General features: G+C 69.1%; 20 protein-coding genes. 9 read left to right on the forward strand and 11 right to left on the reverse strand.

The genetic code is table 11. The features are described 5' to 3' along the window. The first annotated feature begins 88 nt into the window (after positions 1-88). Together AC3A6X_RS01130 and AC3A6X_RS01135 are read left to right on the forward strand one after the other, a co-directional pair. Complete coding sequence (locus tag AC3A6X_RS01130; RefSeq protein WP_487840441.1) at positions 89-3,013, forward strand: FAD-dependent oxidoreductase; 2,925 nt, start codon at positions 89-91, stop codon at positions 3,011-3,013. A 5-nt stretch (positions 3,014-3,018) separates the two neighbouring features. Further along, complete coding sequence (locus AC3A6X_RS01135; RefSeq protein WP_487841072.1) at positions 3,019-4,266, forward strand: M20/M25/M40 family metallo-hydrolase; 1,248 nt, start codon at positions 3,019-3,021, stop codon at positions 4,264-4,266. A gap of 4 nt (positions 4,267-4,270) precedes the next feature. On the opposite strand, the gene AC3A6X_RS01140 is transcribed toward AC3A6X_RS01135, so the two are convergent. From AC3A6X_RS01140 to ppk2, 9 genes are all read right to left on the reverse strand, one after another. Continuing rightward, entirely contained in the window at positions 4,271-5,215 is a 945-nt protein-coding gene (locus AC3A6X_RS01140; RefSeq protein WP_487840442.1) for a VTT domain-containing protein, read from the reverse strand. Between the two features lie 123 nt (positions 5,216-5,338). Beyond that, positions 5,339-6,031 (reverse strand): urea ABC transporter ATP-binding subunit UrtE, encoded by a 693-nt coding sequence (gene urtE, locus AC3A6X_RS01145; protein WP_487840443.1) that lies wholly within the window; start codon positions 6,029-6,031, stop codon positions 5,339-5,341. An 8-nt stretch (positions 6,032-6,039) separates the two neighbouring features. Continuing rightward, positions 6,040-6,918 (reverse strand): urea ABC transporter ATP-binding protein UrtD, encoded by an 879-nt coding sequence (gene urtD, locus AC3A6X_RS01150; protein ID WP_487840444.1) that lies wholly within the window; start codon positions 6,916-6,918, stop codon positions 6,040-6,042. Then, the gene (gene urtC, locus AC3A6X_RS01155; RefSeq protein WP_487840445.1) at positions 6,915-8,135 is read right to left on the reverse strand and encodes an urea ABC transporter permease subunit UrtC; all 1,221 of its coding nucleotides are present in this window, start codon (positions 8,133-8,135) and stop codon (positions 6,915-6,917) included. The genes urtD and urtC overlap by 4 nt, the downstream gene beginning before the upstream one ends. Then, the gene (gene urtB, locus AC3A6X_RS01160; RefSeq protein ID WP_487840446.1) at positions 8,132-9,718 is read right to left on the reverse strand and encodes an urea ABC transporter permease subunit UrtB; all 1,587 of its coding nucleotides are present in this window, start codon (positions 9,716-9,718) and stop codon (positions 8,132-8,134) included. The genes urtC and urtB overlap by 4 nt, the downstream gene beginning before the upstream one ends. Positions 9,719-9,871: 153 nt before the next feature. Next, a complete protein-coding gene (gene urtA, locus AC3A6X_RS01165; RefSeq protein WP_309965549.1) occupies positions 9,872-11,143 on the reverse strand; it encodes an urea ABC transporter substrate-binding protein in 1,272 nt (423 codons plus the stop codon). Between the two features lie 143 nt (positions 11,144-11,286). Beyond that, a complete protein-coding gene (locus AC3A6X_RS01170; RefSeq protein WP_487840447.1) occupies positions 11,287-12,141 on the reverse strand; it encodes a lipase family protein in 855 nt (284 codons plus the stop codon). 13 nt (positions 12,142-12,154) lie between these two features. Next, complete coding sequence (locus AC3A6X_RS01175) at positions 12,155-13,204, reverse strand: extracellular catalytic domain type 1 short-chain-length polyhydroxyalkanoate depolymerase (RefSeq protein ID WP_487840448.1); 1,050 nt, start codon at positions 13,202-13,204, stop codon at positions 12,155-12,157. Between the two features lie 82 nt (positions 13,205-13,286). Continuing rightward, entirely contained in the window at positions 13,287-14,204 is a 918-nt protein-coding gene (gene ppk2, locus AC3A6X_RS01180) for a polyphosphate kinase 2 (RefSeq protein WP_487840449.1), read from the reverse strand. A 100-nt stretch (positions 14,205-14,304) separates the two neighbouring features. Here ppk2 and AC3A6X_RS01185 point away from each other — a divergent pair, with 100 nt between their 5' ends. From AC3A6X_RS01185 to AC3A6X_RS01215, 7 genes are all read left to right on the forward strand, one after another. Next, positions 14,305-15,411 (forward strand): transporter, encoded by a 1,107-nt coding sequence (locus AC3A6X_RS01185; RefSeq protein WP_487840450.1) that lies wholly within the window; start codon positions 14,305-14,307, stop codon positions 15,409-15,411. Positions 15,412-15,512: 101 nt separating this feature from the next. Further along, positions 15,513-16,367: a 3',5'-nucleoside bisphosphate phosphatase gene (locus AC3A6X_RS01190; protein WP_487840451.1), complete on the forward strand. Its 855-nt coding sequence runs from the start codon at positions 15,513-15,515 to the stop codon at positions 16,365-16,367. Positions 16,368-16,459: 92 nt separating this feature from the next. Further along, positions 16,460-17,311: a DMT family transporter gene (locus AC3A6X_RS01195; RefSeq protein WP_487841073.1), complete on the forward strand. Its 852-nt coding sequence runs from the start codon at positions 16,460-16,462 to the stop codon at positions 17,309-17,311. 73 nt (positions 17,312-17,384) lie between these two features. Further along, positions 17,385-18,020 carry an L-threonylcarbamoyladenylate synthase gene (locus AC3A6X_RS01200; protein WP_487840452.1) on the forward strand — a complete coding sequence of 212 codons (636 nt, stop codon included), beginning with the start codon at positions 17,385-17,387 and terminating at the stop codon, positions 18,018-18,020. Between the two features lie 47 nt (positions 18,021-18,067). Continuing rightward, entirely contained in the window at positions 18,068-18,739 is a 672-nt protein-coding gene (locus AC3A6X_RS01205) for a site-2 protease family protein (protein ID WP_487840453.1), read from the forward strand. A 7-nt stretch (positions 18,740-18,746) separates the two neighbouring features. Beyond that, positions 18,747-20,075, forward strand: a complete 1,329-nt coding sequence (locus AC3A6X_RS01210) for a tryptophan--tRNA ligase (protein ID WP_487840454.1) — start codon at positions 18,747-18,749, stop codon at positions 20,073-20,075. A gap of 66 nt (positions 20,076-20,141) precedes the next feature. Beyond that, complete coding sequence (locus tag AC3A6X_RS01215) at positions 20,142-20,744, forward strand: response regulator transcription factor (protein ID WP_309965526.1); 603 nt, start codon at positions 20,142-20,144, stop codon at positions 20,742-20,744. Positions 20,745-20,799: 55 nt separating this feature from the next. Here AC3A6X_RS01215 and shkS read toward each other — a convergent pair whose 3' ends face one another. Beyond that, entirely contained in the window at positions 20,800-22,236 is a 1,437-nt protein-coding gene (gene shkS / locus AC3A6X_RS01220) for a surface-behavior sensor histidine kinase ShkS (protein ID WP_239142901.1), read from the reverse strand. Between the two features lie 212 nt (positions 22,237-22,448). Next, positions 22,449-22,658, reverse strand: coding sequence for a hypothetical protein (locus tag AC3A6X_RS01225; RefSeq protein WP_146163061.1), 210 nt, complete (start codon positions 22,656-22,658; stop codon positions 22,449-22,451). Between the last annotated feature and the right edge of the window lie 132 nt (positions 22,659-22,790).

The following is a 22,790-nucleotide window of genomic DNA, read 5'->3' on the forward strand; positions in this document are numbered from 1 at the left end:
TGTATACGTCAAGTATACGTATACACTGAACGCCGTCAACCTCCTTCTCTTCTTTTTGCCCATGAGCGCCCGACTGAGCCACCCTTCGATGACCGCGACCGGGCGCCCTGTGCGCTTCTGGTACGACGGGCAGCCGGTGGAGGGCCTGGAGGGCGAGACACTCGCGGCCGCCCTGGCCGCCGGCGGCATCCGCGAGCTGCGCCACACCCGCGGCGGCGAGCGCCGCGGCCTGTACTGCGGCATGGGCGCCTGCTTCGACTGTCTGGTGACGGTGGACGGGCGCGCCAGCCAGCGCGCCTGCCTGACCAAGGTGGCCGAGGGGCAGCAGGTGCGCTCGGCCATGCCGGCGGGCACGCCCGAAGACCCGCTGCAGCCGCTGGGGCCCGAGGCGGCGATGGAGCCGGCACGGCGCGAGGTCGACCTGCTGGTGATCGGCGCCGGGCCGGCCGGCCTGTCGGCAGCGCTCGCCGCGCGCCGGGCCGGGGCCGGGGCCGGCGTGCTGGTGCTGGACGAACGCCTGCAGTCGGGCGGCCAGTTCTACAAGCCGCTGGCGCCCTCGCACCGGGCCGCGACGCCCGCAGATCGCCAGTTCGCGGACGGCCTCGCGCTCGAGGGCGAGGCGCGGGCCGCGGGCGTCGCGATCGAGCAGGACGCCCAGGTCTGGGCCGCCTTCTCGCCGAACGAGATCGGTGCGCTCGTCGGCGGCCAGGCCCAGGTGATCGGCTGCCGCCAGTTGGTGATCGCCCCCGGCGCCTACGAGCGGCCGGTCCCCTTCCCCGGCTGGACGCTGCCGGGCGTGATGACCACCGGCGCCGGCCAGACGCTGGCGCGCGCCTACCGCGTGGCGCCGGGCCAGCGCGTGCTGATCGCCGGCAACGGGCCGCTGAACTTGCAGCTGGCCGCGGAGCTGCTGGCCGGCGGCGCCGCGGTGGTCGCGGTGCTCGAATCGGCGCCGCGGCCCTCGCCGCGCCAGTGGCGGCAGGTGTGGACCGCCGCACGCACCGCCCCCGACTTGCTGCGCGACGGCTGGCGCTACCTGCGTCGGCTGCGTGCGCATGGCGTGCCGGTGATCTGGGGCACGGCGGTGCTTGCCGCGGAAGGCCCCGGCCGGTTGCAGGCCGTGCAGACCACCCGCCTCGATGCGCAGGGCCGCGCAGTGCCCGGTACCGCGCAACGCTTCGAAGCCGACGCGCTGTGCCTCGGCTATGGCTTCATCCCATCCACCGAGCTGGCCCGCATGCTGGGCTGCGAGCACCGCCTGGCGGACCGACACCTGGGCTACCCCGCCACAGTCACGCGCGAGGACGGCGCGACCAGCCTGCCCGGCGTGTTCGTGGCCGGCGACGGCGCGGACCTGGGCGGCTCGCGCGTGGCCCTGGCGCGCGGCACGCTGGCCGGCGCCGCGGCCGCGCGCAACCTGGGCTTGCAGGCGCCCGAGCCGGCCGAGGCGCTCGGCCGGCTGCGACAGGCCGAGCGCTTCCAGCGGGCCCTGTGGTCGCTCTACGCGGCGCCGCCGGTGCGGCTGGCGGAGCTTCCCGACGACACCCTGCTGTGCCGCTGCGAGGAGATCCGCTTCGGCGACGTGCGCGAGCAGATCCGCGCCGGGCGCGACACGCTGGCCGCGCTCAAGCGCAACACGCGCCTCGGCATGGGACGCTGCCAAGGCCGTTACTGCGCCGTGACCGCCGCCCGCCTGGTCGGCGAGCTGACGGGCAGGCCGCCCGAGGTCGAGCAGTACTTCGCACCCCGGCCGCCCGCCAAGCCGGTGCCCGCTGGCGCGCTGGGCTTCGAGAAGCCCGAATGGGGCGGCCACAAGCCCGCCATCACGCCCAACCTCGCGCGGCCGGTGGTGGTCGAAGCTTTCGCGCCGATGCGCACCGAGGTGCTGGTGATCGGCGCCGGCGTGCTGGGCTCCTGCCTCGCCTACTACCTCTCGCGGGCCGGGCAGGCGGTGACGGTGGTCGACCGCGACGACATCAACCTGCAGGCCTCGGGCGCCAATGCCGGCAGCCTGCATGTGCAGCTGCTGTCCTTCGACTTCGGCGCCCGGGCGCAGGCCGGCGGCGGCCCGGCCGCGGCCACGCTGCCGCTCGGCCCCACGTCCGTGAAGCTCTGGCAGCAGATCGAAGCCGATTGCGGCGAGGACCTGGAGATCAGGATCACCGGCGGCCTGATGGTGGCCGACAGCGAGGCCGGCATGCGCTTCCTCGAGGCCAAGGCCGCGCTGGAACGCAGCCACGGCATCGAGGCCGAGGTGATCGATGGCGCCGCGCTGCGCCGGCTGTCGCCCGCCCTGTCGGGCGAGTTGCTGGGCGCGGAGCTCTGCCCGATGGAGGGCAAGATCAACCCGCTGCGCGCCACCTACGCGGTGGCGCGGCGCGCGCAGCAACAGGGGGCCAGCCTGCTGCGCGGCTGCGACGTGCAGGCCATCGAGCGGCTGCCCGGCGAGGGCGCGGGCTTCGAGGTCCGCACCTCGCGCGGCACGATCCGCGCCGGCCGCATCGTCAATGCGAGCGGCGCCTGGTCGAGCGCGGTGGGCGCGATGCTGGGCGTGAAGATCCCCGTGCAGGGCGCGCCGCTGCAGATGATCGTGACCGAGCCCGCGCCGCCACTGGTCGATCACCTCATCGCGCATGCCGACCGGCACCTGAGCCTCAAGCAGGCGGCCAGCGGCGGCCTGCTGATCGGCGGCGGCTGGACCGCGGCCTTCCACCCGGACATGCGCCTCAACCGCGCCGAGCGCAGCAGCATCGAAGGCAACCTGTGGGTGGCGCGCCGCGTGCTGCCGGCCGTGAGCGGGCTGCACATGGTGCGCTGCTGGGCCGGCATGAACGTGAACATCGACGGCGCGCCGATCCTGGGCGAGGTGCCCGGCGTGCCGGGCTTCTACAACGCCGTCACCTCCAACGGCTACACGCTGGCGCCCATCACGGCGAAGCTGGTCGCCGACCTGATCGCGCACGGCCGCACCGACATCGACATCAACCCCTTTCGCATCGACCGCTTTCTCTGATGACCATGAACGACCACGATCCTGCACGCGCGAGCCTGCGCCACTTCATCGACACGCATTTCGACGAGCAGGTGCGCACGCTCGCCCGGCTGGTGCAGTGCCCTTCCGACAACCCCCCCGGGGACTGCGCGCCGCATGCCGAGCTCAGCGCCGGCCTGCTCGAGGCCATGGGCTTCGAGGTCGAGCGGCATCCCGTGCCGGCCGGGTTCGCGGCCGAGCACGGCATGCGCAGCGCGACCAACCTGATCGTGCGCGAACGCTTCGGCGATGGGCCGGTGGTGGCCCTCAACGCGCACGGCGACGTGGTGCCGCCCGGCGAAGGCTGGAGCGTCGACCCCTATGGCGGCGAGGTGCGCGAGGGCTGGCTCTACGGCCGCGGCGCCGCCGTCTCCAAGTCGGACTTCACGACCTACGCCTTCGCGCTGCGCGCGCTCAAGCAGCTCGCCGCCGACGGCGCAGCGCTGGGCGGCACGGTCGAGCTGCACCTGACCTACGACGAAGAAACGGGCGGCATGACCGGCCCCGGCTGGATTCTTTCGCAGGGCCTGAGCCGGCCCGACTACGTGCTCTCGGCCGCCTTCTCGCACCATGTGGTGGTCGCCCACAACGGCTGCCTGCATATGGAAGTGACGCTGCGCGGCAAGTCCGCCCATGCCGCGCGTCCCGACACCGGCCATGACGCGATCGAGGCCGCCGCCACGCTGCTGCCCGCGCTCTACCGGCATCGCGACGCGCTCGCCGGCCGCCCCTCGCAGACGCCCGGCATCACGCACCCGACGCTGGTGGTCGGGCTGATCGAGGGCGGCATCAACACCAACGTGGTGGCCGACCGGCTCAGCCTGCGCATCGACCGGCGCATCGTGCCCGAGGAATCGCCCGAGGCGGTGGAGGCCGAACTGCGCGGCGTGATCGAGGCGGCCTGCCGCGCGCTGCCCGGCATCACGGTCGAGACCCGCCGCATCCTGCTGGCGCGCCCCTTTACGCCGGCGCCCGGTGCGAAGGAACTCACCGAGCTGATGTGCCGCGAGGCCAGCGCCGTGATGGGCAAGCCGGTGACCCCGATCGGCGTGCCGCTCTACACCGACGCGCGTCTCTACAGCGAGGCCGGCATCCCCACCGTGATGTATGGCGCCGGCCCCGAGACGCTGCTCGAAGCCAACGGCCATCGCGCCGACGAACGCGTGCCGCTGGACGAACTGCGCAAGGCGACGGTGGTCGTCGCCAACACGCTGCTGCAACTCCTGACCCGCTGAGGCCTCAATGGGCGGCGGTCGGATGGCCGGCCTCGACCCAGGCCTCCAGCCCGCCGGCCAGCGGCCGGGCGCGCTTGAACCCGCGCGCCACCAGGGCCTGCGCGGCCAGGGCGGCCGAGACTTCGTTGGGGCAGCTGCAATAGAGAATGATCTCGCGCTCGCCGCTCTCGAAGGGCAGCTCCGCACGCCGCTGCTGCAGCGCCTTGAGCGGGATCAGCAGCGCGCCGGGAATGCGCCGCGGGTCGACCTGGATGCCTGCCTCGCCGCGCACGTCGATCACGATGGGTGCCGGCTCGCGCGTCATCAGCGTGACCAGCTCCCCGATGGTGGCGCGCGGCATGCTGGTGGTCCGAAGGAAGGCGCGGCGGCGCCACCAGCGGCGTGCCAGCATCGCGGCCACCACCACCACCAGCGCCGCAGTGGCGACGCCGCCGGCATTGGCCAACGCATCGAGCACAGCCTGGATCTGCTCGCGGAACAGCCAGCCCAGGGCGAGGAAGACTCCGGCCCACAGCAGCGCGGCCAGGATCTCGAAGGCCAGGAAGCGCCAGGAGGACATGCCCAGGGCCCCCGCCATCGGTGGCGCCACCACCGACACGCCCGGCACGAACTTGGCTGCCACCAGCGACAGACCGCCCCACCGGGTGATCAGCGACTCGCTGCGCCGCACGCAGGAGTCGGGCGAGATCGAGATCTTGCACAGCAGGCGCATGAAGTGGTAGCCGTAGATGCGGCCCGTGTAGAACCAGATGGCGTCGCCCAGCACATTGGCCACCAGCGCGGCGCCGACCATGGCGAAGAGCAGCACCGGCTCGGCGATGGCCGCGATGCCGCCGGCCACCACCAGCACCGGCGCGGCCGGCACCGGCAGGCCCACGCGGGCTGCGAAAGTCACGGCGAAGACCACCGCGACGGCGTGGTCGACCATCAGGGCGATCAGCGCCTCCACGGACGGCTCCCCGAACGCTGAATGGACGAAGTCCGCAGGCGGTGCATGGTGGTGGCGCGTCGGTCCGGGCTGTGGCAACAGCCCCGAGCGTAGCGCCTTGGCGGGCCGATGCCCGACGGCGGTTCAAATCGCCACGAGCTGGCGCACGCCTTGCGCTTCCATGTCCTTGCCAAGGCCGCGCGCGATCACCTCGCCGCGCTCCATCACCAGGTAGTCGTCGGCCAGTTCCTGCGCGAAGTCGTAGTACTGCTCGCACAGCACGATCGCCATGTCGCCGCGGTCGGCGAGCATGCGGATCACGCGTCCGATGTCCTTGATGATGCTGGGCTGGATGCCTTCCGTGGGCTCGTCGAGGATCAGCAGCTTGGGCTTGGGCGCCAGCGCGCGGGCGATTGCAAGCTGCTGCTGCTGGCCGCCGGAGAGATCGCCGCCGCGGCGATTGAGCATCTGCTTGAGCACCGGGAACAGCTCGAAGAGCTCGGCCGGGATGGGTGTGCCGGCCGGACGGTAGGCCAGGCCCATGCGCAGGTTTTCCTCGACCGTGAGGCGCGCGAAGATCTCGCGCCCCTGCGGCACGAAGCCCATGCCGGCACGGGCGCGCTCGTAGGGGGTCTTCTTCTGGATAGCGGCGCCGTCGAACTCGATGCTCCCGCTCTTGATGGGCACCAGGCCCATCAGCGACTTGAGCAGCGTGGTCTTGCCCACGCCGTTGCGGCCGAGCAGCACCGTGACCTTGCCGGCGTGCGCTTCGAGGCTCACCTCACGCAGGATGTGGGAGCCGCCGTAGTACTGGTGGATGTTCTTGACTTTGAGCATGGTGGTGTTCAGCGACCCAGATAAACCTCGATCACGCGCTCGTCTGCCTGCACCTCGTCCAGCGTGCCTTGCGCCAGCACGGACCCGTCGCACAGCACCGTCACGATCTCCGAGATGGTGCGCACGAAGCTCATGTCGTGCTCCACCACCATCAGCGAATGCTTGCCCTTGAGCGCGAGGAAGAGCTCGGCCGTGCGCGCCGTTTCCTCATCGGTCATGCCGGCCACCGGCTCGTCCAGCAGCAGCAGCTTCGGGTCCTGCATCAAGAGCATGCCGATCTCCAGCCATTGCTTCTGGCCATGGCTCAGGTTGCCGGCCAGGCGCGAGACGCTGTCCTCGAGGTGGATGGTGTGCAGCACCTCCGCCAGCCGGTCGGACTGCGCCGAGTCGAGCCGGAACAGCATCGAGGCCTTCACGCCCTTGTCGGTCTTGAGCGCGAGCTCGAGGTTCTCGAACACCGTCAACTGCTCGAACACCGTCGGCTTCTGGAACTTGCGGCCGATGCCGAGCTGCGCGATGTCGGCCTCCTTGTGGCGCAGCAGGTCGATGGTGCTGCCGAAGAACACGGTGCCCTCGTCGGGCCGCGTCTTGCCGGTGATGATGTCCATCATCGTGGTCTTGCCGGCGCCGTTCGGGCCGATCACGCAGCGCAGCTCGCCGGGCGCGATGTCCAGCGAGAGTTTGTTGATGGCCTTGAAGCCGTCGAAGCTCACGCTCACGTCCTCGAGGTAGAGAATGCGGCCGTGCGTGAGGTCGACCTCGCCCGGCGTCGCATGCCGACCATAGCCCGCTTCGCGGCCGCCCGAAGCGGTGAGCTTGCCGAAGTCGCTGTGGTGGGCGTGCCGGGCGATGCGCTCGGCGCCCGCGTCCATCAGGTCGGGCGTCATGCGCGGGCTCCTTCGGCACGCACTGGCAGCACTGCCGGTGCGGGTTCGGCCACGCCATGCTCGGCCGCGACAGCGCGCTGCGCGGGCGGCAGCGGCGCCTCTTCGGGCATCGCCCTGCCCTCCCTGGACGCCCATTTCTTCACCAGGCCCACGATGCCGTTCGGCAGGAACAGCGTGACGGCGATGAACAGCGCGCCGAGGAAGTACAGCCAATACTCCGGGTAGGCCACCGTGAGCCAACTCTTGGCGCCGTTGACGATGAAGGCGCCGAGGATCGGCCCCACCAGCGTGGCGCGCCCGCCGACCGCGGCCCAGATCGCGATCTCGATCGAGTTGGCCGGGCTCATCTCGCCCGGGTTGATGATGCCCACCTGCGGCACGTAGAGCGCCCCGGCCACGCCGCACATGACGGCCGAGATGACCCAGATGGTGAGCTTGTAGGGCAGCGGGTTGTAGCCCGAGAACATCACGCGCGACTCGGCATCGCGGATGGCCTGCAGCACGCGGCCGAACTTGCTGCCGATGAGCCACCGGGCGAACAGGAAGAAGCCCAGCAGCGTGAGCCCGGTGAGCGCGAACAGCAGCATGCGCATCTCCTGCGTCGCGATCGGCGTGCCCAGGATGCGCTTGAAGTCGGTGAAGCCGTTGTTGCCGCCGAAGCCGGTCTCGTTGCGGAAGAAGAGCAGCATCGCCGCGAAGGTCATGGCCTGCGTGATGATCGAGAAGTACACGCCCTTGATGCGCGAGCGGAAGGCGAAGAAGCCGAACACGAAGGCGATCAGGCCCGGCACCGCCACGATCAGCACCAGCGTGGCGATGAAGCTGTCGCTGAAGGTCCAGTGCCAGGGCAGCGTCTTCCAGTCGAGGAAGACCATGAAGTCCGGCAGCTCGCTCTTGTAGTTGCCGTCGCGGCCGATCTGGCGCATGAGGTACATGCCCATCATGTAGCCGCCCAGCGCGAAGAAGAGGCCGTGGCCCAGCGAGAGGATGCCGGTGTAGCCCCAGATCAGGTCCATGGCCAGGGCGCAGATGGCGTAGCACATGATCTTGCCGACCAGCGCGACGGCGTAGTCGCTCATGTGCAGCGCGCTGCCGGCGGGCACCAGCAGGTTGAGCACCGGCGCCAGGGCGCAAACGCAGATCAGCGCGACGAAGAAGGCGGTCCAGCCCTTGCCGCCGAGCAGCGGGCCCTTGGAAGGTAGTGCGACCCTGCTCATGCTTCCGCACTCCTGCCTTTGACCGCGAAGATGCCCTGCGGCCGCTTCTGGATGAAGATGATGATGAAGACCAGCACCGCGATCTTCGCGAGCACCGCGCCGGCCCAGCCCTCGATGAACTTGTTGAGCACGCCCAGGCCCAGCGCCGCGTAGACGGTGCCGGCGAGCTGGCCGACGCCGCCCATCACCACCACCATGAAGGAGTCGACGATGTAGCTCTGGCCGAGATCGGGACCCACATTGCCGATCTGCGAGAGCGCGCAGCCCGCGAGCCCGGCGATGCCCGAGCCCAGCGCGAAGGCGTAGGTGTCGATGCGCGCCGTGTTCACGCCCATGCAGGAGGCGATGGGGCGGTTCTGGGTGACGCCGCGCACGAACAGGCCCAGCCGCGTGCGGCCGATCAGCCAGCCCATGGCCAGCAGCACCAGGCCCGCGAAGACGATGATGCAGATGCGGTTCCAGGGCAGCGTGACGTTGCTCAGCATGGTGAAGCCGCCGCTCATCCAGCCGGGGTTCTCGACGCCGACGTTCTGCGCGCCGAAAAGCGAGCGCACCAGCTGCTGCAGCATCAGGCTGATGCCCCAGGTGGCCAGCAGCGTCTCGAGCGGCCGGCCGTAGAGGAAGCGGATCACGCCGCGCTCCAGCACCGCGCCCACCAGCGCCGAGGCGAGGAAGGCGACGGGAATCGCGGCGACCAGGTACCAGCCGAAGAGCGACTCGGGCATGTAGCGCTGGAAGATCCCCTGCATCACGTAGGTGGCGTAGGCGCCGATCATCATCAGCTCGCCGTGGGCCATGTTGATCACGCCCATCAGGCCGTAGGTGATGGCGAGGCCCAGCGCGGCGAGCAGCAGCACCGAGCCCAGGCTGATGCCGCTGAAGATCGCGTTGATGCGATCGCCCCAGACCAGCGAGCCGTCGATGCTGCTGATCGATGCCTCGATCACCTTCTTCACCTCTGCATCGGTTTCATCGGCCAGCCGCTGGTTGAGCAGCAGCTTGGTGTCGGGGCTGCGGCTCTCGCCCAGCGCCTTCGCGGCCGCGAGGCGCCTGGCCTTGTCGGTGCTGCTCAGCATGCTGGCGGCGCGCACCAGCTCGAGCTGGGCCTTGATGCGCTCGTTGGTCTCGGCGGCGAGCGCCTTCTCGACCAGCGGCAGGCGGGATTCGTCGGGCTCCTTGAAGAGGGCTTGCGCCGCCTCGGCGCGCACGGCCTCGTCCTTGCTCGCGAGCTTGAGCGCGGCCTGCGCGGCATCGAGGGCGCCGCGCATCAGGTTGTTGTTGACCACGTCCTCGGCCGTGTCGGGCAGCTTGAGCTCGGCACCGGTGACGGGGTCGTAGGCCTTGTCGTCCTTGATGAGGAAGACCTTGTCCTCGGTGTACTTGACCGCGTCGTCCGCCATGGCCTGGATGAAGGCGGCGGTCTTCTCGTCTGCGGTGGCGACGGCCTTGTTGAGCGCTGCAATGCGGGCCTCGGACTCGCCCGAGGCGATGGCGCGGGCCTCGTCGAGGGTGAGCGCGTGGGCGCCGAGCGCCATCAGCAGCGTCGAGGCGCAGAGGAGGCGGTGGAGTGTTCGTCGGAGCATCGTAGGTCGGGCTTTGCTCCCTCTCCCCTCGGGGAGAGGGCGGGGGTGAGGGCGGCGGCGCTCAAAAGGAACGGCGGTCACTACCGCCGCTGGCCCTCACCCCAACCCTCTCCCCAAGGGAGAGGGAGCAGGAGAGGGGCAGCGCTCGTTGCCTTACAGCGACTTGCCGGCCGGATAGTCCGGCTTCTTGTCGTTGCCCTCGATATACGGGCTCCACGGCTTGGCCTTGACCGGCCCCGGCGTCTTCCACACCACGCTGAACTGCCCGTCGGCCTTGATCTCGCCGATGAACACGCTCTTGTGCAGGTGGTGGTTCTTCTCGTCCATCTTCGAGACGATGCCCGAGGGCGCGGTGAAGGTCTGGCCGGCCATGGCGGCGATCACCTTGTCGGTGTCGGTGCTCTTGGCCTTCTCGACCGCCTGCTTCCACATGTGGATGCCGATGTAGGTGGCTTCCATCGGGTCGTTGGTGAGCGGCTTGTCCTTGTGGCCGGCGATGTTCTTGGCCTTGGCGTAGTCGCTCCACTGCTTGATGAACGCGGTGTTGGTCGGGTTCTTGATCGACATGAAGTAGTTCCATGCGGCCAGGTGGCCCACCAGCGGCTTGGTGTCGACGCCGCGCAGTTCTTCCTCGCCGACCGAGAAGGCGACCACCGGCACGTCCTTGGCCTTCAGGCCGGCGTTGCCCAGTTCCTTGTAGAAGGGCACGTTGGAGTCGCCGTTGATGGTCGACACCACGGCCGTCTTGCCGCCGGAGGAGAACTTCTTGATGTCGGCCACGATGGTCTGGTAGTCGCTGTGGCCGAAGGGGGTGTACTTCTCGTCGATGTCCGTGTCCTTCACGCCCTTGCTCTTGAGGTAGGCGCGCAGGATCTTGTTGGTGGTGCGGGGATACACGTAGTCGGTGCCCAGCAGCACCCAGCGCTTGGCGCCGCCGCCTTCCTTGCTCATCAGGTAGTCGACCGCCGGAATGGCCTGCTGGTTGGGCGCGGCGCCGGTGTAGAAGACGTTCTTGCTGAGCTCCTCGCCCTCGTACTGCACGGGGTAGAAGAGCAGGCCGTTCATTTCCTCGACCACCGGCAGCACCGACTTGCGCGACACCGAGGTCCAGCAGCCGAAGATCACCGAGACCTTGTCCTGGCCCAGCAGCTGCTTGGTCTTCTCGGCGAACAGCGGCCAGTTGGAGGCCGGGTCGACCACCACGGGCTCGAGCTTCTTGCCGAGCACGCCGCCCTTGGCGTTGATCTCGTCGATCGCCATCAGCACCGTGTCCTTGAGCACGGTCTCCGAGATGGCCATGGTGCCCGACAGCGAGTGCAGCACGCCGACCTTGATGGTGTCGGCCGCGAAGGCCGGCACGGCGGAAAGGCTGGCCAGCGCGACCGCGGCCGTGAGCGCCTTGAGGGTGAAGCGACGTTGTTGCATGGGACTCTTCTCCTGGGTGTGAATGACACGCAGGAGTCTGCGGAAACGGTCCGGCGGGGGAAATACGCCGGGTGGCGTACAGGTATCGGCCTGTTCTCAGATTTGCTACATGTGCAGCCAAATTGAGAACAAGGGCGAAGGATTCACCCGAAATAGGCCCGCGCGTAGTTGATCGGCGCGTGGTCCGCCAAATCGCGCAGCAGCACCGCGCCGCGCTTCCAGGCATGGTCGACCACGTAGCGCGCGCGTCCCTGGGCGCGGTCGCTCTCGATGAAGCTGACGTCGGGGTTGTGCATGCACTCGCCCTCGCAGCTGATGTAGCTGGTCGGCCCCGCATGAGCGTAAAGCGAGAAGGCCGGCGGCAGCTGGGTGACGACGTCGCAGCCGTCGACCAGGCGCAGGGTCTCGACCTCGGCCAGCGCGGCCACGAAGGCCGTGTTGCCAACGCGCGGCGAGCCGAGCGTGACCAGCAGGCTGGGCGGCAGCACGGTGGCGATCAGCGTTGCGAGGGCGGCGCCGAGGCTGTGGCCGGCGAGGATGAGCGCCTTGCGGCCGGCGCCCTCGCCTTCTTCCAGCCATTCGCGCAGCACCGGCAGCAGCGCCCGCGCCGAGCGCGCGAAGCCCGCATGCACGCGGCCGCCGCTTTCGGGCCAGTCGACCTGATTCGCCTGCAGGTTGGTCGCCAGGTCACGGATCTCGTCGGGCTGCGTGCCGCGGAAGGACACCAGCGCCGTGCCGTCGGCATGCAGCGCGGCGAAGGCGAAGCTGTGGGACTCGGCGTGCGTGATGAGCGTGGGTGGACCGAAGCCGGCGCGTGCCAGCGCATCGGCCAGGCGCTGGCGCTCGCCGTCCGAAACCTCGGCCCGGTAGTAGGTTAGGCGCGAGGCTTCGATGGCCCACTGGGTCGGCGTGTAGTGCCGCCCGGCTTCGAACAGCGTGTCCTGGCGCTCCGGCGAATAGAGCGCGGTGCGGCTGGGGTCGTAGGCGATGGCGGGCATGGCGTTGACAAGCCTAAGACGCGGCAAGCGCCTTAAATTGCTTCGACGCGAAGGCCCAGATCAGCCGCGAGGCATTGGGCCCGGCCGCGTCGCTGAAGGGCAGGCGCGGCGCGCCGCCGCTCCACGCATGGCCCAGGCCCGTCACCTCGCACAGCATGACGAAGGTGCGGCCCTTGCGCTTGAACTCGGTCACCCGCATTGCGTGACGCTTGCCGCGCTGCACCGTGCGCTCGATGCCGGGGCGTGCGCCGGTGGCCGTGGCCCAGACCTCCGCGGCGCTGAGCGCGTTGCGGGCCGAGACCACGAGATCGGCATCTCCGTGCAGGACCAGCAGCGGCGGCAGCGTGGTGAAGACCGCGGCGGCCCCCATGGCCTTGCCGACCGCGGTCGCCGGCATGGGCGGCACATGGCGCCCGCGCATCGCGCCCAGGGCGGTGGCGGGCGAGCGGGCGGCGCCGGGCGCCACCCCCGAATGCATGGCCACGGCCTTGAAGCGCACCGGGTAGCGCGTGGCCATCAACACCGCCATGCCGGCGCCCGCCGAGAGCCCGGCCACGGCGATGCGGTCGCGGTCGACCGGGTACAGGGTGCAGGCCTGGTCGACCGCAGCCATCAGCGTCGCGGCCTCGGCGTCGGCCTTGCCGAAACGGCGGTCGTACCAGTTCCAGCAGCCCTGCGGATGGGCCATGCGGTCCTGCTCCGGGTAGAGCACGAAGAAGCGTTCGCGCGCCGCCAGCAGGTTCATGCGCGTAGTGGCGGCGAAGTCGCGCCCGGTCTGAGCGCAGCCATGCAGCATGACCAGCAGCGGCAGGCGCTCGCCGGGCTGCATCTCGGGCGGCCGGTACAAGTGATAGCGCCGCGCGCCTGCGGGGCCGAGCGCCGCCCCGGCCAGCCAGTCGCCGGGACCGCGCGGCGGCTTGAGCTGCTCGGCGGCGGCGCGCTGCACCTGGCTCGCGATGCGCCGTCCGTTGCGCAGCGTGGCGTTGGTGAGCGCCCTCATGCTGCGCTGGTAGGCGCGCGTGATCGCCGAGGCGGCAGAGGTCGAGGAAGGGCGACGAGCCATGGTGCTTGCGTGGGCCGGAATCCGGCCCCGCACCTTAGCAGCTTCCGCGCCGCCGGCGTCAGCCAGCGAAGGCGGTCGTTACTCAGTAAACCTCAGGCACGTACATCGACGCCGGCACCGGCTGGCGCAGGTAGTCCGCATGGCGCTCGCGCGCGGGCAGCTCGATCGGCGCATGCGGCACTTCCTGGTAGGGCAGTTGGCCGAGCAGGTGCGTGATGCAGTTCAGCCGCGCCTTCTTCTTGTCGACCGCCTGGACCACCCACCAGGGCGCTTCCGCGATGTGGGTGCGCTCCAGCATGGTTTCCTTGGCCTTGGTGTATTCCTCCCAGCGGCGGCGGGATTCCAGGTCCATGGGACTGAGCTTCCACTGCTTGAGCGGGTCGTGGATGCGGCCCAGGAAGCGCATGTGCTGCTCGTCGTCGGTGATCGAGAACCAGTACTTGATGAGCTTGATGCCCGAGCGCACCAGCATGCGCTCGAAGTCGGGCACGGTGCGGAAGAACTCCTCGTATTCGTCGTCGGTGCAGAAGCCCATCACGCGCTCGACGCCGGCGCGGTTGTACCAGCTGCGGTCGAACAGCACCATCTCGCCGGCGGCCGGCAGATGGGCCACGTAGCGCTGGAAGTACCACTGGGTGCGCTCGCGGTCGTTGGGCGCGGGCAGCGCCGCGACGCGCGCGACGCGCGGGTTGAGCCGCTGGGTGATGCGCTTGATCACCCCACCCTTGCCGGCCGCGTCGCGGCCCTCGAACAGGATCACGACCTTCTGCCGGCTGTGCTGAACCCAGTCCTGCAGCTTCACCAGCTCGCCCTGCAGGCGGAAGAGCTCCTTGAAATAGGCCCGGCGCGCTGCCTTGTCGGGCGCCTGGCCCGACTCGAGCTCTTCCAGGTTGCGGTCCTCGATCTCGAGTTCCAGTTCTTCGTCGTAGCCGTCGATCAGGTCGCGCGCGATGCGCTGCATCAGTTCTTCCTGGTCGCGGAGGGTGCTGGGCAAACTCATGGGAGGGCTCGAATCAGGGGGAAGCACTCATGCTGCGCCCCCGCAATGACGGATTTGTGACAGACGAAATGCAACGCCCGCGTCGTCACAACACTGACACATGCGGCGCCCAGCATGCTGCGACGCCCATTTCACGCCCATTTTCCGTTCCGAGTTCCCGCTCCTGAATCGCCCTGTCCTGTCCTCACCCCGGGATATTGCCGCCGCCTCGTATGGCGGCGACGAAGCCGGCCTGATCTGCGGCTACCTGTTCGACCCGGCGGCCGAGGAGTCGTCGCGCGCGATCGATTCGAACGCAGCGGTGGCCTGGCTCGCGCAGGAGACCCCGCCCGAGGGCGCCTACCTGTGGCTGCACTTCAATCTGAGCCACGCGCAGGCGGAGCGCTGGCTGCATCGGCACGCGCAGCTCTCCGACACCTTCTTCGAGACGCTCAAGGACGGGATGCATTCGACCCGCATCGAACGCGCCGACGACTCGCTGATCGCCGTCATCAACGACGTGCACTTCGAGTTCAGTTTCGAGCCCTCGGACATCTCCACCCTGTGGATCAGCGTCGGGCCGCGCCTGGTGGTGACGGCGCGCGCCAAGCCGCTGCGCTCGGTCGACGCCCTGCGCACGGCGGTGAAGTCGGGCGACGCGCCGCACTCGAGCGCCGAGCTGCTGGAGCACCTGCTGCGGGTGCAGGCCGACGTGCTGGTGAACGTGGTGCGCGGCGTGACCACCCGCGTCGATGCGATCGAGGACGAGCTGCTGACCGGCCGCCTCGACCACAAGCGCGCCCGGCTCGGCGAGATGCGCCGGCTGCTGGTGCGGCTGCAGCGCCTTCTGGCACCGGAGCCGGGCGCGCTCTTCCGCCTGCTGCAGAAGCCGCCGGAATGGCTGGCCGAGGACGACGCCCAGAAGCTGCGCGGCGCGACCGAGGAGTTCTCGGTGGTGCTGCGCGACATGGGTGCGCTGCAGGAGCGCATCAAGCTGCTGCAGGAAGAGATCGCCGCCAACGTCAACGAGGACACCAGCCGCAGCCTGTTCGTGCTGACGGTGGTGACGGTGCTGGCACTGCCGATCAACATCCTGGCCGGCCTGTTCGGCATGAACGTCGGCGGCATTCCGCTGGCCGAGGACAAGCACGGCTTCTGGGTGCTGGTGGCGATCGTGATCACCTTCACCGTGGTCGCGGCCTGGGTCGCCTTTCGCAAGAAGCGCTGAAAGCGCCCGCGGGCGCCTCTTGATTGCTATCGATCCGATAGCACCGGCGATAGTCGCCATGCGCCCTGCAAGCCCATGCAAGAAAGAATAAGATTCGGGACGTGTCTTCCATCCTGAACGCCGACCTGCACTGCCACTCCGTGGTGTCCGACGGCACCCTGACCCCCGAAGAACTGGCTGTCCGCGCCGCCGCCAATGGCGTCGAGCTCTGGGCGCTGACCGACCACGACGAGATCGGCGGCCAGCACCGCGCGGCCGCCGCGGCGCGAGCCCACGGCATCAAGTACCTCACAGGCACCGAGATTTCGGTCACCTTCGCGAACGAGACGGTGCACATCGTCGGCCTGGGCTTCGACCCGGACGACGCGGCCATCAGCGAGGGCCTCTACGACACCCGCGGTGGCCGCGGCCGGCGGGCGGAGGAGATGTCCGAGGGCCTGGCCAAGGTGGGCATCCTGGGCGCCTACGAGGGTGCGCTCAAGTTCGTCGGCAACCCCGAGTTGATCTCGCGCACCCACTTCGCCCGCTTCCTGGTCGAGCAGGGCCACTGCCGCGACACGAACGAGGTGTTCCGCAAGTTCCTCACCGAGGGCAAGCCCGGCTACGTGCCGCACCGCTGGGCCACGCTGAAGGACGCGGTGAGCTGGATCACCGGGGCCAAGGGCCTGGCCGTGATTGCGCACCCGGGGCGCTACAAGTTCACCGCCAACGAGGAATACGCGCTCTTCCTCGAGTTCAAGCAACACGGCGGCCGGGCGATCGAGGTGGTGACCGGCAGCCATTCGCCGGCCGAGTACGTCGAGTACGCCGACAAGGCGCTGGAGTTCGGCTTCGCCGCCTCGCGCGGCAGCGACTTCCACAGCCCCGACGAAAGCCATTGCGACCTGGGCAAGCTGCCCCCTCTTCCGGGCCAGCTCACGCCGGTGTGGGAATTGCTCGAAGACCGCATTCAGTGACCGGGCCGACCACGACCGCAGGCCTGTCGGCCGACCGCAAGCGCACCCGCGACCTCGAATCCGAGCGCATCCTGGCCGGCATCGGGCTGGTGATGCTGGCCGTCGCCTGCTTCGCCACCCTGGACACCGCCACCAAGCTGTCCACCGCCGGCGTGCCGATCCTCATGGGCGTGTGGTTCCGCTACGCCTTCCAGGCCGTCGCGACCACCGCCGTGCTGCTGCCACTGCAAGGCACGGCACTGCTGCGCACCCGGCATCCCAAGTACCAGTTGCTGCGCGGCGCGCTGCTGCTGGCCTCGAGCACGCTGGCCTTCCTCAGCCTGCGCTACATGCCGCTGGCCGAGTTCACCTCGGTCGTGCTGATCGCGCCCCTGGTCATCACCCTGCTGGCCGCCACGACGCTCAAGGAGCAGGTCTCGCCGCTGCGCTGGGTGCTGGTGACGGGCGGCTTTCTCGGCACCCTGGTCATTCTGCGGCCGGGCGGCGAGGCCTTCAGCTGGGCGGTGCTGCTGCCCATCGGCCTGGTGCTGACCAACGCCTGGTTCCAGGTGCTCACCAGCAAGCTGGCACGCACCGAGAACCCGCTGACCATGCACTTCTACACCGGCTGGGTGGGCACCCTGATCGCCTCGCTGGCCCTGCCCTTCGTGTGGACGGCGCTGCCGGGGTGGGAGTGGTGGGCGCTGCTGTGCCTGATGGGCTTCATGGGCACGGTGGGCCACTTCATCCTGATCCTGGCCTACCAGCGCGCGCCGGCCTCCACGCTCACGCCCTACCTCTACGCCCAGATCGCCTTCGCCATGCTGGGCGGCTGGCTGATCTTCTCGCAGGTGCCGGACCGGCTGTCGCTGATCGGCATTGCCATGATCGCGGTCTGCGGCGCGGCCGGCGCCTGGCTCACGGTGCGCGAACGGCGGGTGCCGATCGAGCCGGCGGAGTCCTGAACACGCTGCCGAGCGAATCCGTCTTCATTTGTCGGCAGAATGCACGGCTGCCGTTTCGCCTTCTTCCCAATCCATGGCCCAGTTCTTCGAGCTCCACCCCGACAACCCGCAACAGCGCCTGCTCAAGCAGGCCGCTGCCCTGCTGGCGCGCGGCGAGATCGTGGCGGTGCCCACCGATTCGAGCTACGCGCTGGCCTGCCACCTGGACGACAAGGACGCGGTCGACCAGTTGCGCCGCATCCGCCAGGTCGACGAGAAGCACCACCTGACCCTGCTGTGCCGCGACCTGAGCGAGCTCTCGAGCTACGCGAAAGTGGACAACAAGCAGTACCGGCTGCTGAAGGCCGCGACGCCCGGGCCCTACACCTTTCTGCTGGAAGCCACCAAGGAGGTGCCGCGGCGGGTGAGCCATCCGCAGCGCAAGACCATCGGCCTGCGCGTGCCCGCCCACAAGGTGCTGGACGAGCTGCTCATGCTGCACGGCGAGCCGCTGCTGGCCACCACGCTGATCCCGCCCGGCGAGACCGAGGCGCTCAACGACGCGCAGGCGATCCGCGAGCGCTTCGAGAAGCAGATCGGCGCGGTGATCGCCTGCGGCGCCTGCCCCTCGGAACCCACCACGGTGGTCGACCTCACGCCCATGGGCACCGGCGGCGAACCGGTGCTGGTGCGACAGGGCCGCGGCCCTGTGGCGGTGCTGGGCCTGTGAACCCCTTCGCGTCCGGCTCGTCCGGACCGGTCTGAGACAATCACCCGGTGGATATTTCCAACATGATTCAGACAGTGCTGATCTATGCACTGCCCGTGATCTTCGCGATCACGGTACACGAAGCGGCCCATGGCTACGTGGCACGCTACCTGGGCGATCAGACGGCCTGGATGATGGGCCGCGTGACGCTCAACCCGATCAAGCACATCGACCCCGTCGGCACCATCCTGATGCCGCTGCTGCTCTATTTCGCGACCTCGGGCGCCTTCCTGTTCGGCTATGCCAAGCCGGTGCCGGTCAATTTCGGGCGGCTGCGCAACCCCAAGCGCGACATGATCTGGGTCGCGCTGGCCGGACCGGCGGCGAACTTCATCCAGGCGATCCTGTGGGCGCTTTTCTTCGTCGCATTGCTGGCGGCCGGCGTCACCGAACCCTTCTTCGTCAAGATGGCCCAGGGCGGCGTGCTGGTCAACCTCGTGATGTGGGCCTTCAACCTGTTCCCGCTGCCCCCGCTGGACGGCGGCCGGGTGCTGGCCGGGCTGCTTCCGCGCGGCGGCGCGCAGGACCTCCTGGCGCGCATCGAGCCCTACGGCTTCTTCATCGTGATGGGCCTGGTCATCGCGGGCATCGTCAGCACCTGGTGGCTGCGCCCGCTGATGAGCTTCGGCTACCAGGCCATCGACCTGCTGATCTCGCCCCTCACGGGGCTGCTGCGCTGAGTTTTCCATGGCAACGTCCTCTCCCATCCGCTTCCTCACCGGCATCACCACCAGCGGCACGCCGCACCTGGGCAACTACGTCGGCTCGGTGCGCCCCTCGGTGCGCTTCAGCCGCCAGGCCGATGTGCAGAGCTTCTACTTCCTGGCCGACTACCACGCGCTGATCAAGGTCGACGACCCGGCGCGCATCCAGCGCTCCACGCTGGAGATCGCCGCGACCTGGCTGGCCTGCGGCCTCGACCCGGAGCGCGTGACCTTCTACCGCCAGTCCGACGTCCCCGAGATCCCCGAGCTCACCTGGCTGCTGACCTGCGTCACCGGCAAGGGCCTGCTGAACCGCGCCCATGCCTACAAGGCGCAGATGGACAAGAACGCGGCGCGCGGCGAGGACCCGGACGCCGACGTCAGCGCCGGCCTGTTCATGTACCCGGTGCTGATGGGCGCCGACATCCTGATGTTCAACGCCCACAAGGTGCCGGTGGGCCGCGACCAGGTCCAGCACATCGAGATGGCGCGCGACATGGGGCAGCGCTTCAACCACCTCTACGGCGAGCACTTCACCCTGCCCGAGGCCGAGATCGACGACGCCGTGGCCACGCTGCCCGGCCTCGACGGCCGCAAGATGAGCAAGAGCTACGACAACACCATCCCGCTCTTCGCTCCGCGCGCCCAGCTGCAGAAGCTGATCGCCGGCATCGTGACCGACTCGCGCGCGCCCGGCGAGCCCAAGGACACCGAAGGCTCGGCGCTGTTCCAGATCTACCAGGCCTTCGCCGACGCCGAGGAGACCGAGACCCTGCGGCGCGCCTTCGCCGAAGGCATCGCCTGGGGCGAGGCCAAGCAGGTCCTCTTCGAGCGCATCGATCGCGAGATCGCACCCATGCGGGCGAGCTACGAGGCCCTGATCAGCGACCCGGCCCGCATCGAGAAGATCCTGCTGGCTGGCGCCGAAAAGGCCCGGGCCATCTCCCGGCCCTTCATGGCCGAGCTGCGCCATGCGGTCGGCCTGCGCAACCTGGCGGCCGGCGGGAGCCGGGGCGCGGCGCGCCCCAAGGCGGCCAAGGCCGCCAAGCCGGCTTTCAAGCAATACCGCGAGAAAGACGGGCTTTTTTATTTCAAGCTGCTCGACGAAAGCGGTGTACAACTGTTACAAAGCTTGGGATTCGCATCGCCGCAGGAAGCGGGCCGGGCGATCGGCCTGCTTCGGGAACAGCGCAGCGCGGCATTGACATTGCTCGCCGCGCAGCTCGAACCCATCGACAATGCGAACATGCGTGCGGCAACAGACGCACTGGAGGCGCTGGCGGCCGAGACCTCGGCCGAAAAGAGCGACTAAGGGAAGAGTTTCCGCGCGACCAACAAGGGCCGGCCGAGCCGGCGCGCACACTGTGAGAAAAATGCTATGAGTATCTATGTCATCGACGACCACCCCTTGATGCGCGACGCCATCGTGATGGTGCTGCGGCGCCTGCGGCCCGCCGAGACCATCGTGGAGCTGGAACGGCTCGACAAGCTGGCCAGCGCCGTCAAGCAGCATGGAGAGCCAGGCCTGTTCTGCCTCGACCTGAAGCTGCCCGACGTGACGGGTGTTTCGGGCGTGATCGCGGTGAAGAAGATCTATCCCGACGTACCGGTGGCGGTCTATTCGGCCTCGCCGGCCGGCGACATGGAAGAAGCCTGCATCGAGGCCGGGGCCGATACCTACATCGAGAAGTCGGCCAGCTCGGCCGAACTCACCGCCGCCCTGCGCGGCCTGCTGATGGCCGACACCGAGGCCGAGGAGCCGGTAGCCACGGCCAACAGCAAGCTCTCGAAGCGCCAGACCCAGCTGATCGCCATGCTGGACCAGGGCATGAGCAACCGCGACATCGCGACCGAGCTCGACATCAGCGAGCACACGGTGAAGGTGCACCTCTGGCGCCTGTTCCGCCGTCTCGGCGTGAAGAGCCGCACGCAGGCGCTGCACCACGCACGAACCAACGGACTGCTCTCCAGTAACTCCTGAAAGAAAAACGGGCCGCAAGGCCCGTTTTGCTTTCAGCTCCCGGCCTTGCGTGGCCCTATCCGACCGCGCCGGAAATGCGGGTCTGCGCCTGCGACTCGTCCGCGTCGTGCAGCGCGACCCGGAACACGCTGCCCCGGCCCAGCCTGGAGCGCACGCTGACCGGATGGCCCAGCGCATGCGACAGCCGCGCCACGATCGCCAGCCCGAGCCCGAAGCCGTCCGAGGTGCCGGCATGGTCGGCCACCTTGTAGAACTCCAGGAACACGTCGCGCAGGTGCTCGCGCGCGATGCCGATGCCGGTGTCCCACACCTCCACCCGCAGGCCGTCGCGCGTATGGCGCGAGGACAGCAGCACCCCACCCTCGGCCGTGTACTTGATGGCGTTGGCCAGCAGGTTGCCGATCATGCGGCGCACGCGGATCGGGTCGGTCAGCACGGTGCCCGAGCTCACGTGCATGCGGAAGCTCAGTCCCTTGGCCTCGGCAACCGGGCGGTACTGCAGCTCGAGGTCGTGCAGCAACTGGGCCACGTCCACCCGCTCGATATGCAGCCGCACCTGGCCGGAGTCGATCCGCGCCAGGTCGAACAGCGAGTCGAACAAGGCATTGACCGCGTGCGTGGCACGCACGATCTTCGGCGCGATCTCGGCCACCAGCTCCGGCTCGTTGCGCAGCCAGTCGGCGTAGAGCGAGAGCGCCAGCACCGGCTGGCGCATGTCGTGCGCCGCGCTGGCGAGGAAGCGGTTCTTCATCGCCACCGCCGACACCGCCGCCTGGCGCTGCTGGGTCAGCGAGTTGATCAGGATGTGGTTGTGGAACAGCAGCTCGAAGCTGTTGCGCGCCGTCTCGTGGATACGCCGGCCGGCGCGCAGCAGCAGCCACCAGTGCAGGCCCGGCAGCAGCAGGAAGCCGTAGTGGAAATGCGGGCGCTCGAACTTGAGCTCGATCACGCGGAACACGATCGCCGCCAGCATGGTGACGAACAGCGTGTTGACGTAGCGCTTGAGCAGCGGCGGATGCAGCGCCAGGCCGTTGAGCGGGAAGGTCGCGACGCCGGCGACGATCAGCCAGCTCATGAACTGATTCACGAGCGGCGTGCGCTCGAAGAAGATCAGGATCGACAGGCCCCAGGCGAAGGCGCTGGCGCTCCAGAGGAAGCGATAGCGCTCGACGAAGTACTGCTGCGCAGCGGAGTCGCGGTCGGCATAGTGCCGGCCATAGACCTGCTCGCCCCAGATGCGGCAACTGGTGGCGCCGATGCCGATGGCCAGCCAGACGAAGAGCTGCCAGGGCGGCACGTGGCCCCAGCTCAGGCCCACCATGGCCGGCATCAGCGCCGCGGCCAGCAGGTAGGAGCCGCGCGAGGCCCGCATCAGGCTGCGGATCAGCTCGCCGCGCACCCACGGTTCTGCCTCGTCGGCCGAGGCCGGCGCAGGCGTGAGGCTGGCGAAGGACGAGTTGCCCAGCCCCGCGAAGGACGAATTACCCATCATGGCTCACGGTCTCTCTCCCCGGATCAGTCCGGCCATAAAAAAAGCCCCTGTCGAGGGGCCCCTGTGTGCGGCTCTCGGGCGCGCTGTGAAAAGCTCCGGCAGCCGGCGGGGGCATGGAAGCCCGCGCGCGGCGGCCGGCCGTGCTGCAATCTTAACTGCGCAGGCGTCCAAAGCGCCGCGGGCCGCGTCGTGCAGGCACAACGGCGGCCGGTCTATCCGCCGCCGAAGTAGCGCATGGCCGTGCGGCCCAGCGGCGTCAGCGCGATGACGACCGCGGAGGCCGAGGGCGCGCCCTCCGGCGGAAGATCCGCTTTCACGTAACCCGCATCGCGAAGGATGCGCAGACGCTCGATGTCCGCCTGTGAGCTCAGCGTCATCGGCAACGAAGCGCCGGCAATTTTTCTCAGCAACTCGTAGGCCATCCAGTCCTCCACTGGCTTTTTTCTTGCGGCGATTGTGGGGCATGGCACAGGGGAAGCGGGCCGCTGCCGGATCAGGCCTTTCCCTGAGCGCCGGGCCCGTCGAGGCGCAACACGTGCCAGTTGACAGTCCGG

The sequence above is a fragment of the Variovorax sp. Soil_C_12 genome (assembly GCF_057657375.1).

What these genes read in the sequence shown, in the direction of transcription:
- ppk2 (WP_487840449.1), bottom strand. Translation starts at nt 14,204, where the DNA reads ATGAGTTTGCCCAGCACCCTCCGCGACCAGGAAGAACTGATGCAGCGC.
- urtE (WP_487840443.1), bottom strand. Translation starts at nt 6,031, where the DNA reads ATGCTCAAAGTCAAGAACATCCACCAGTACTACGGCGGCTCCCACATC.
- urtB (WP_487840446.1), bottom strand. Translation starts at nt 9,718, where the DNA reads ATGCTCCGACGAACACTCCACCGCCTCCTCTGCGCCTCGACGCTGCTG.
- AC3A6X_RS01200 (WP_487840452.1), top strand. Translation starts at nt 17,385, where the DNA reads ATGGCCCAGTTCTTCGAGCTCCACCCCGACAACCCGCAACAGCGCCTG.
- shkS (WP_239142901.1), bottom strand. Translation starts at nt 22,236, where the DNA reads ATGATGGGTAATTCGTCCTTCGCGGGGCTGGGCAACTCGTCCTTCGCC.
- AC3A6X_RS01175 (WP_487840448.1), bottom strand. Translation starts at nt 13,204, where the DNA reads ATGGCTCGTCGCCCTTCCTCGACCTCTGCCGCCTCGGCGATCACGCGC.
- AC3A6X_RS01185 (WP_487840450.1), top strand. Translation starts at nt 14,305, where the DNA reads ATGCGGCGCCCAGCATGCTGCGACGCCCATTTCACGCCCATTTTCCGT.
- AC3A6X_RS01215 (WP_309965526.1), top strand. Translation starts at nt 20,142, where the DNA reads ATGAGTATCTATGTCATCGACGACCACCCCTTGATGCGCGACGCCATC.
- AC3A6X_RS01210 (WP_487840454.1), top strand. Translation starts at nt 18,747, where the DNA reads ATGGCAACGTCCTCTCCCATCCGCTTCCTCACCGGCATCACCACCAGC.
- AC3A6X_RS01195 (WP_487841073.1), top strand. Translation starts at nt 16,460, where the DNA reads ATGCTGGCCGTCGCCTGCTTCGCCACCCTGGACACCGCCACCAAGCTG.
- AC3A6X_RS01225 (WP_146163061.1), bottom strand. Translation starts at nt 22,658, where the DNA reads ATGGCCTACGAGTTGCTGAGAAAAATTGCCGGCGCTTCGTTGCCGATG.
- urtA (WP_309965549.1), bottom strand. Translation starts at nt 11,143, where the DNA reads ATGCAACAACGTCGCTTCACCCTCAAGGCGCTCACGGCCGCGGTCGCG.
- urtC (WP_487840445.1), bottom strand. Translation starts at nt 8,135, where the DNA reads ATGAGCAGGGTCGCACTACCTTCCAAGGGCCCGCTGCTCGGCGGCAAG.
- AC3A6X_RS01130 (WP_487840441.1), top strand. Translation starts at nt 89, where the DNA reads ATGACCGCGACCGGGCGCCCTGTGCGCTTCTGGTACGACGGGCAGCCG.
- AC3A6X_RS01135 (WP_487841072.1), top strand. Translation starts at nt 3,019, where the DNA reads ATGAACGACCACGATCCTGCACGCGCGAGCCTGCGCCACTTCATCGAC.
- urtD (WP_487840444.1), bottom strand. Translation starts at nt 6,918, where the DNA reads ATGACGCCCGACCTGATGGACGCGGGCGCCGAGCGCATCGCCCGGCAC.
- AC3A6X_RS01170 (WP_487840447.1), bottom strand. Translation starts at nt 12,141, where the DNA reads ATGCCCGCCATCGCCTACGACCCCAGCCGCACCGCGCTCTATTCGCCG.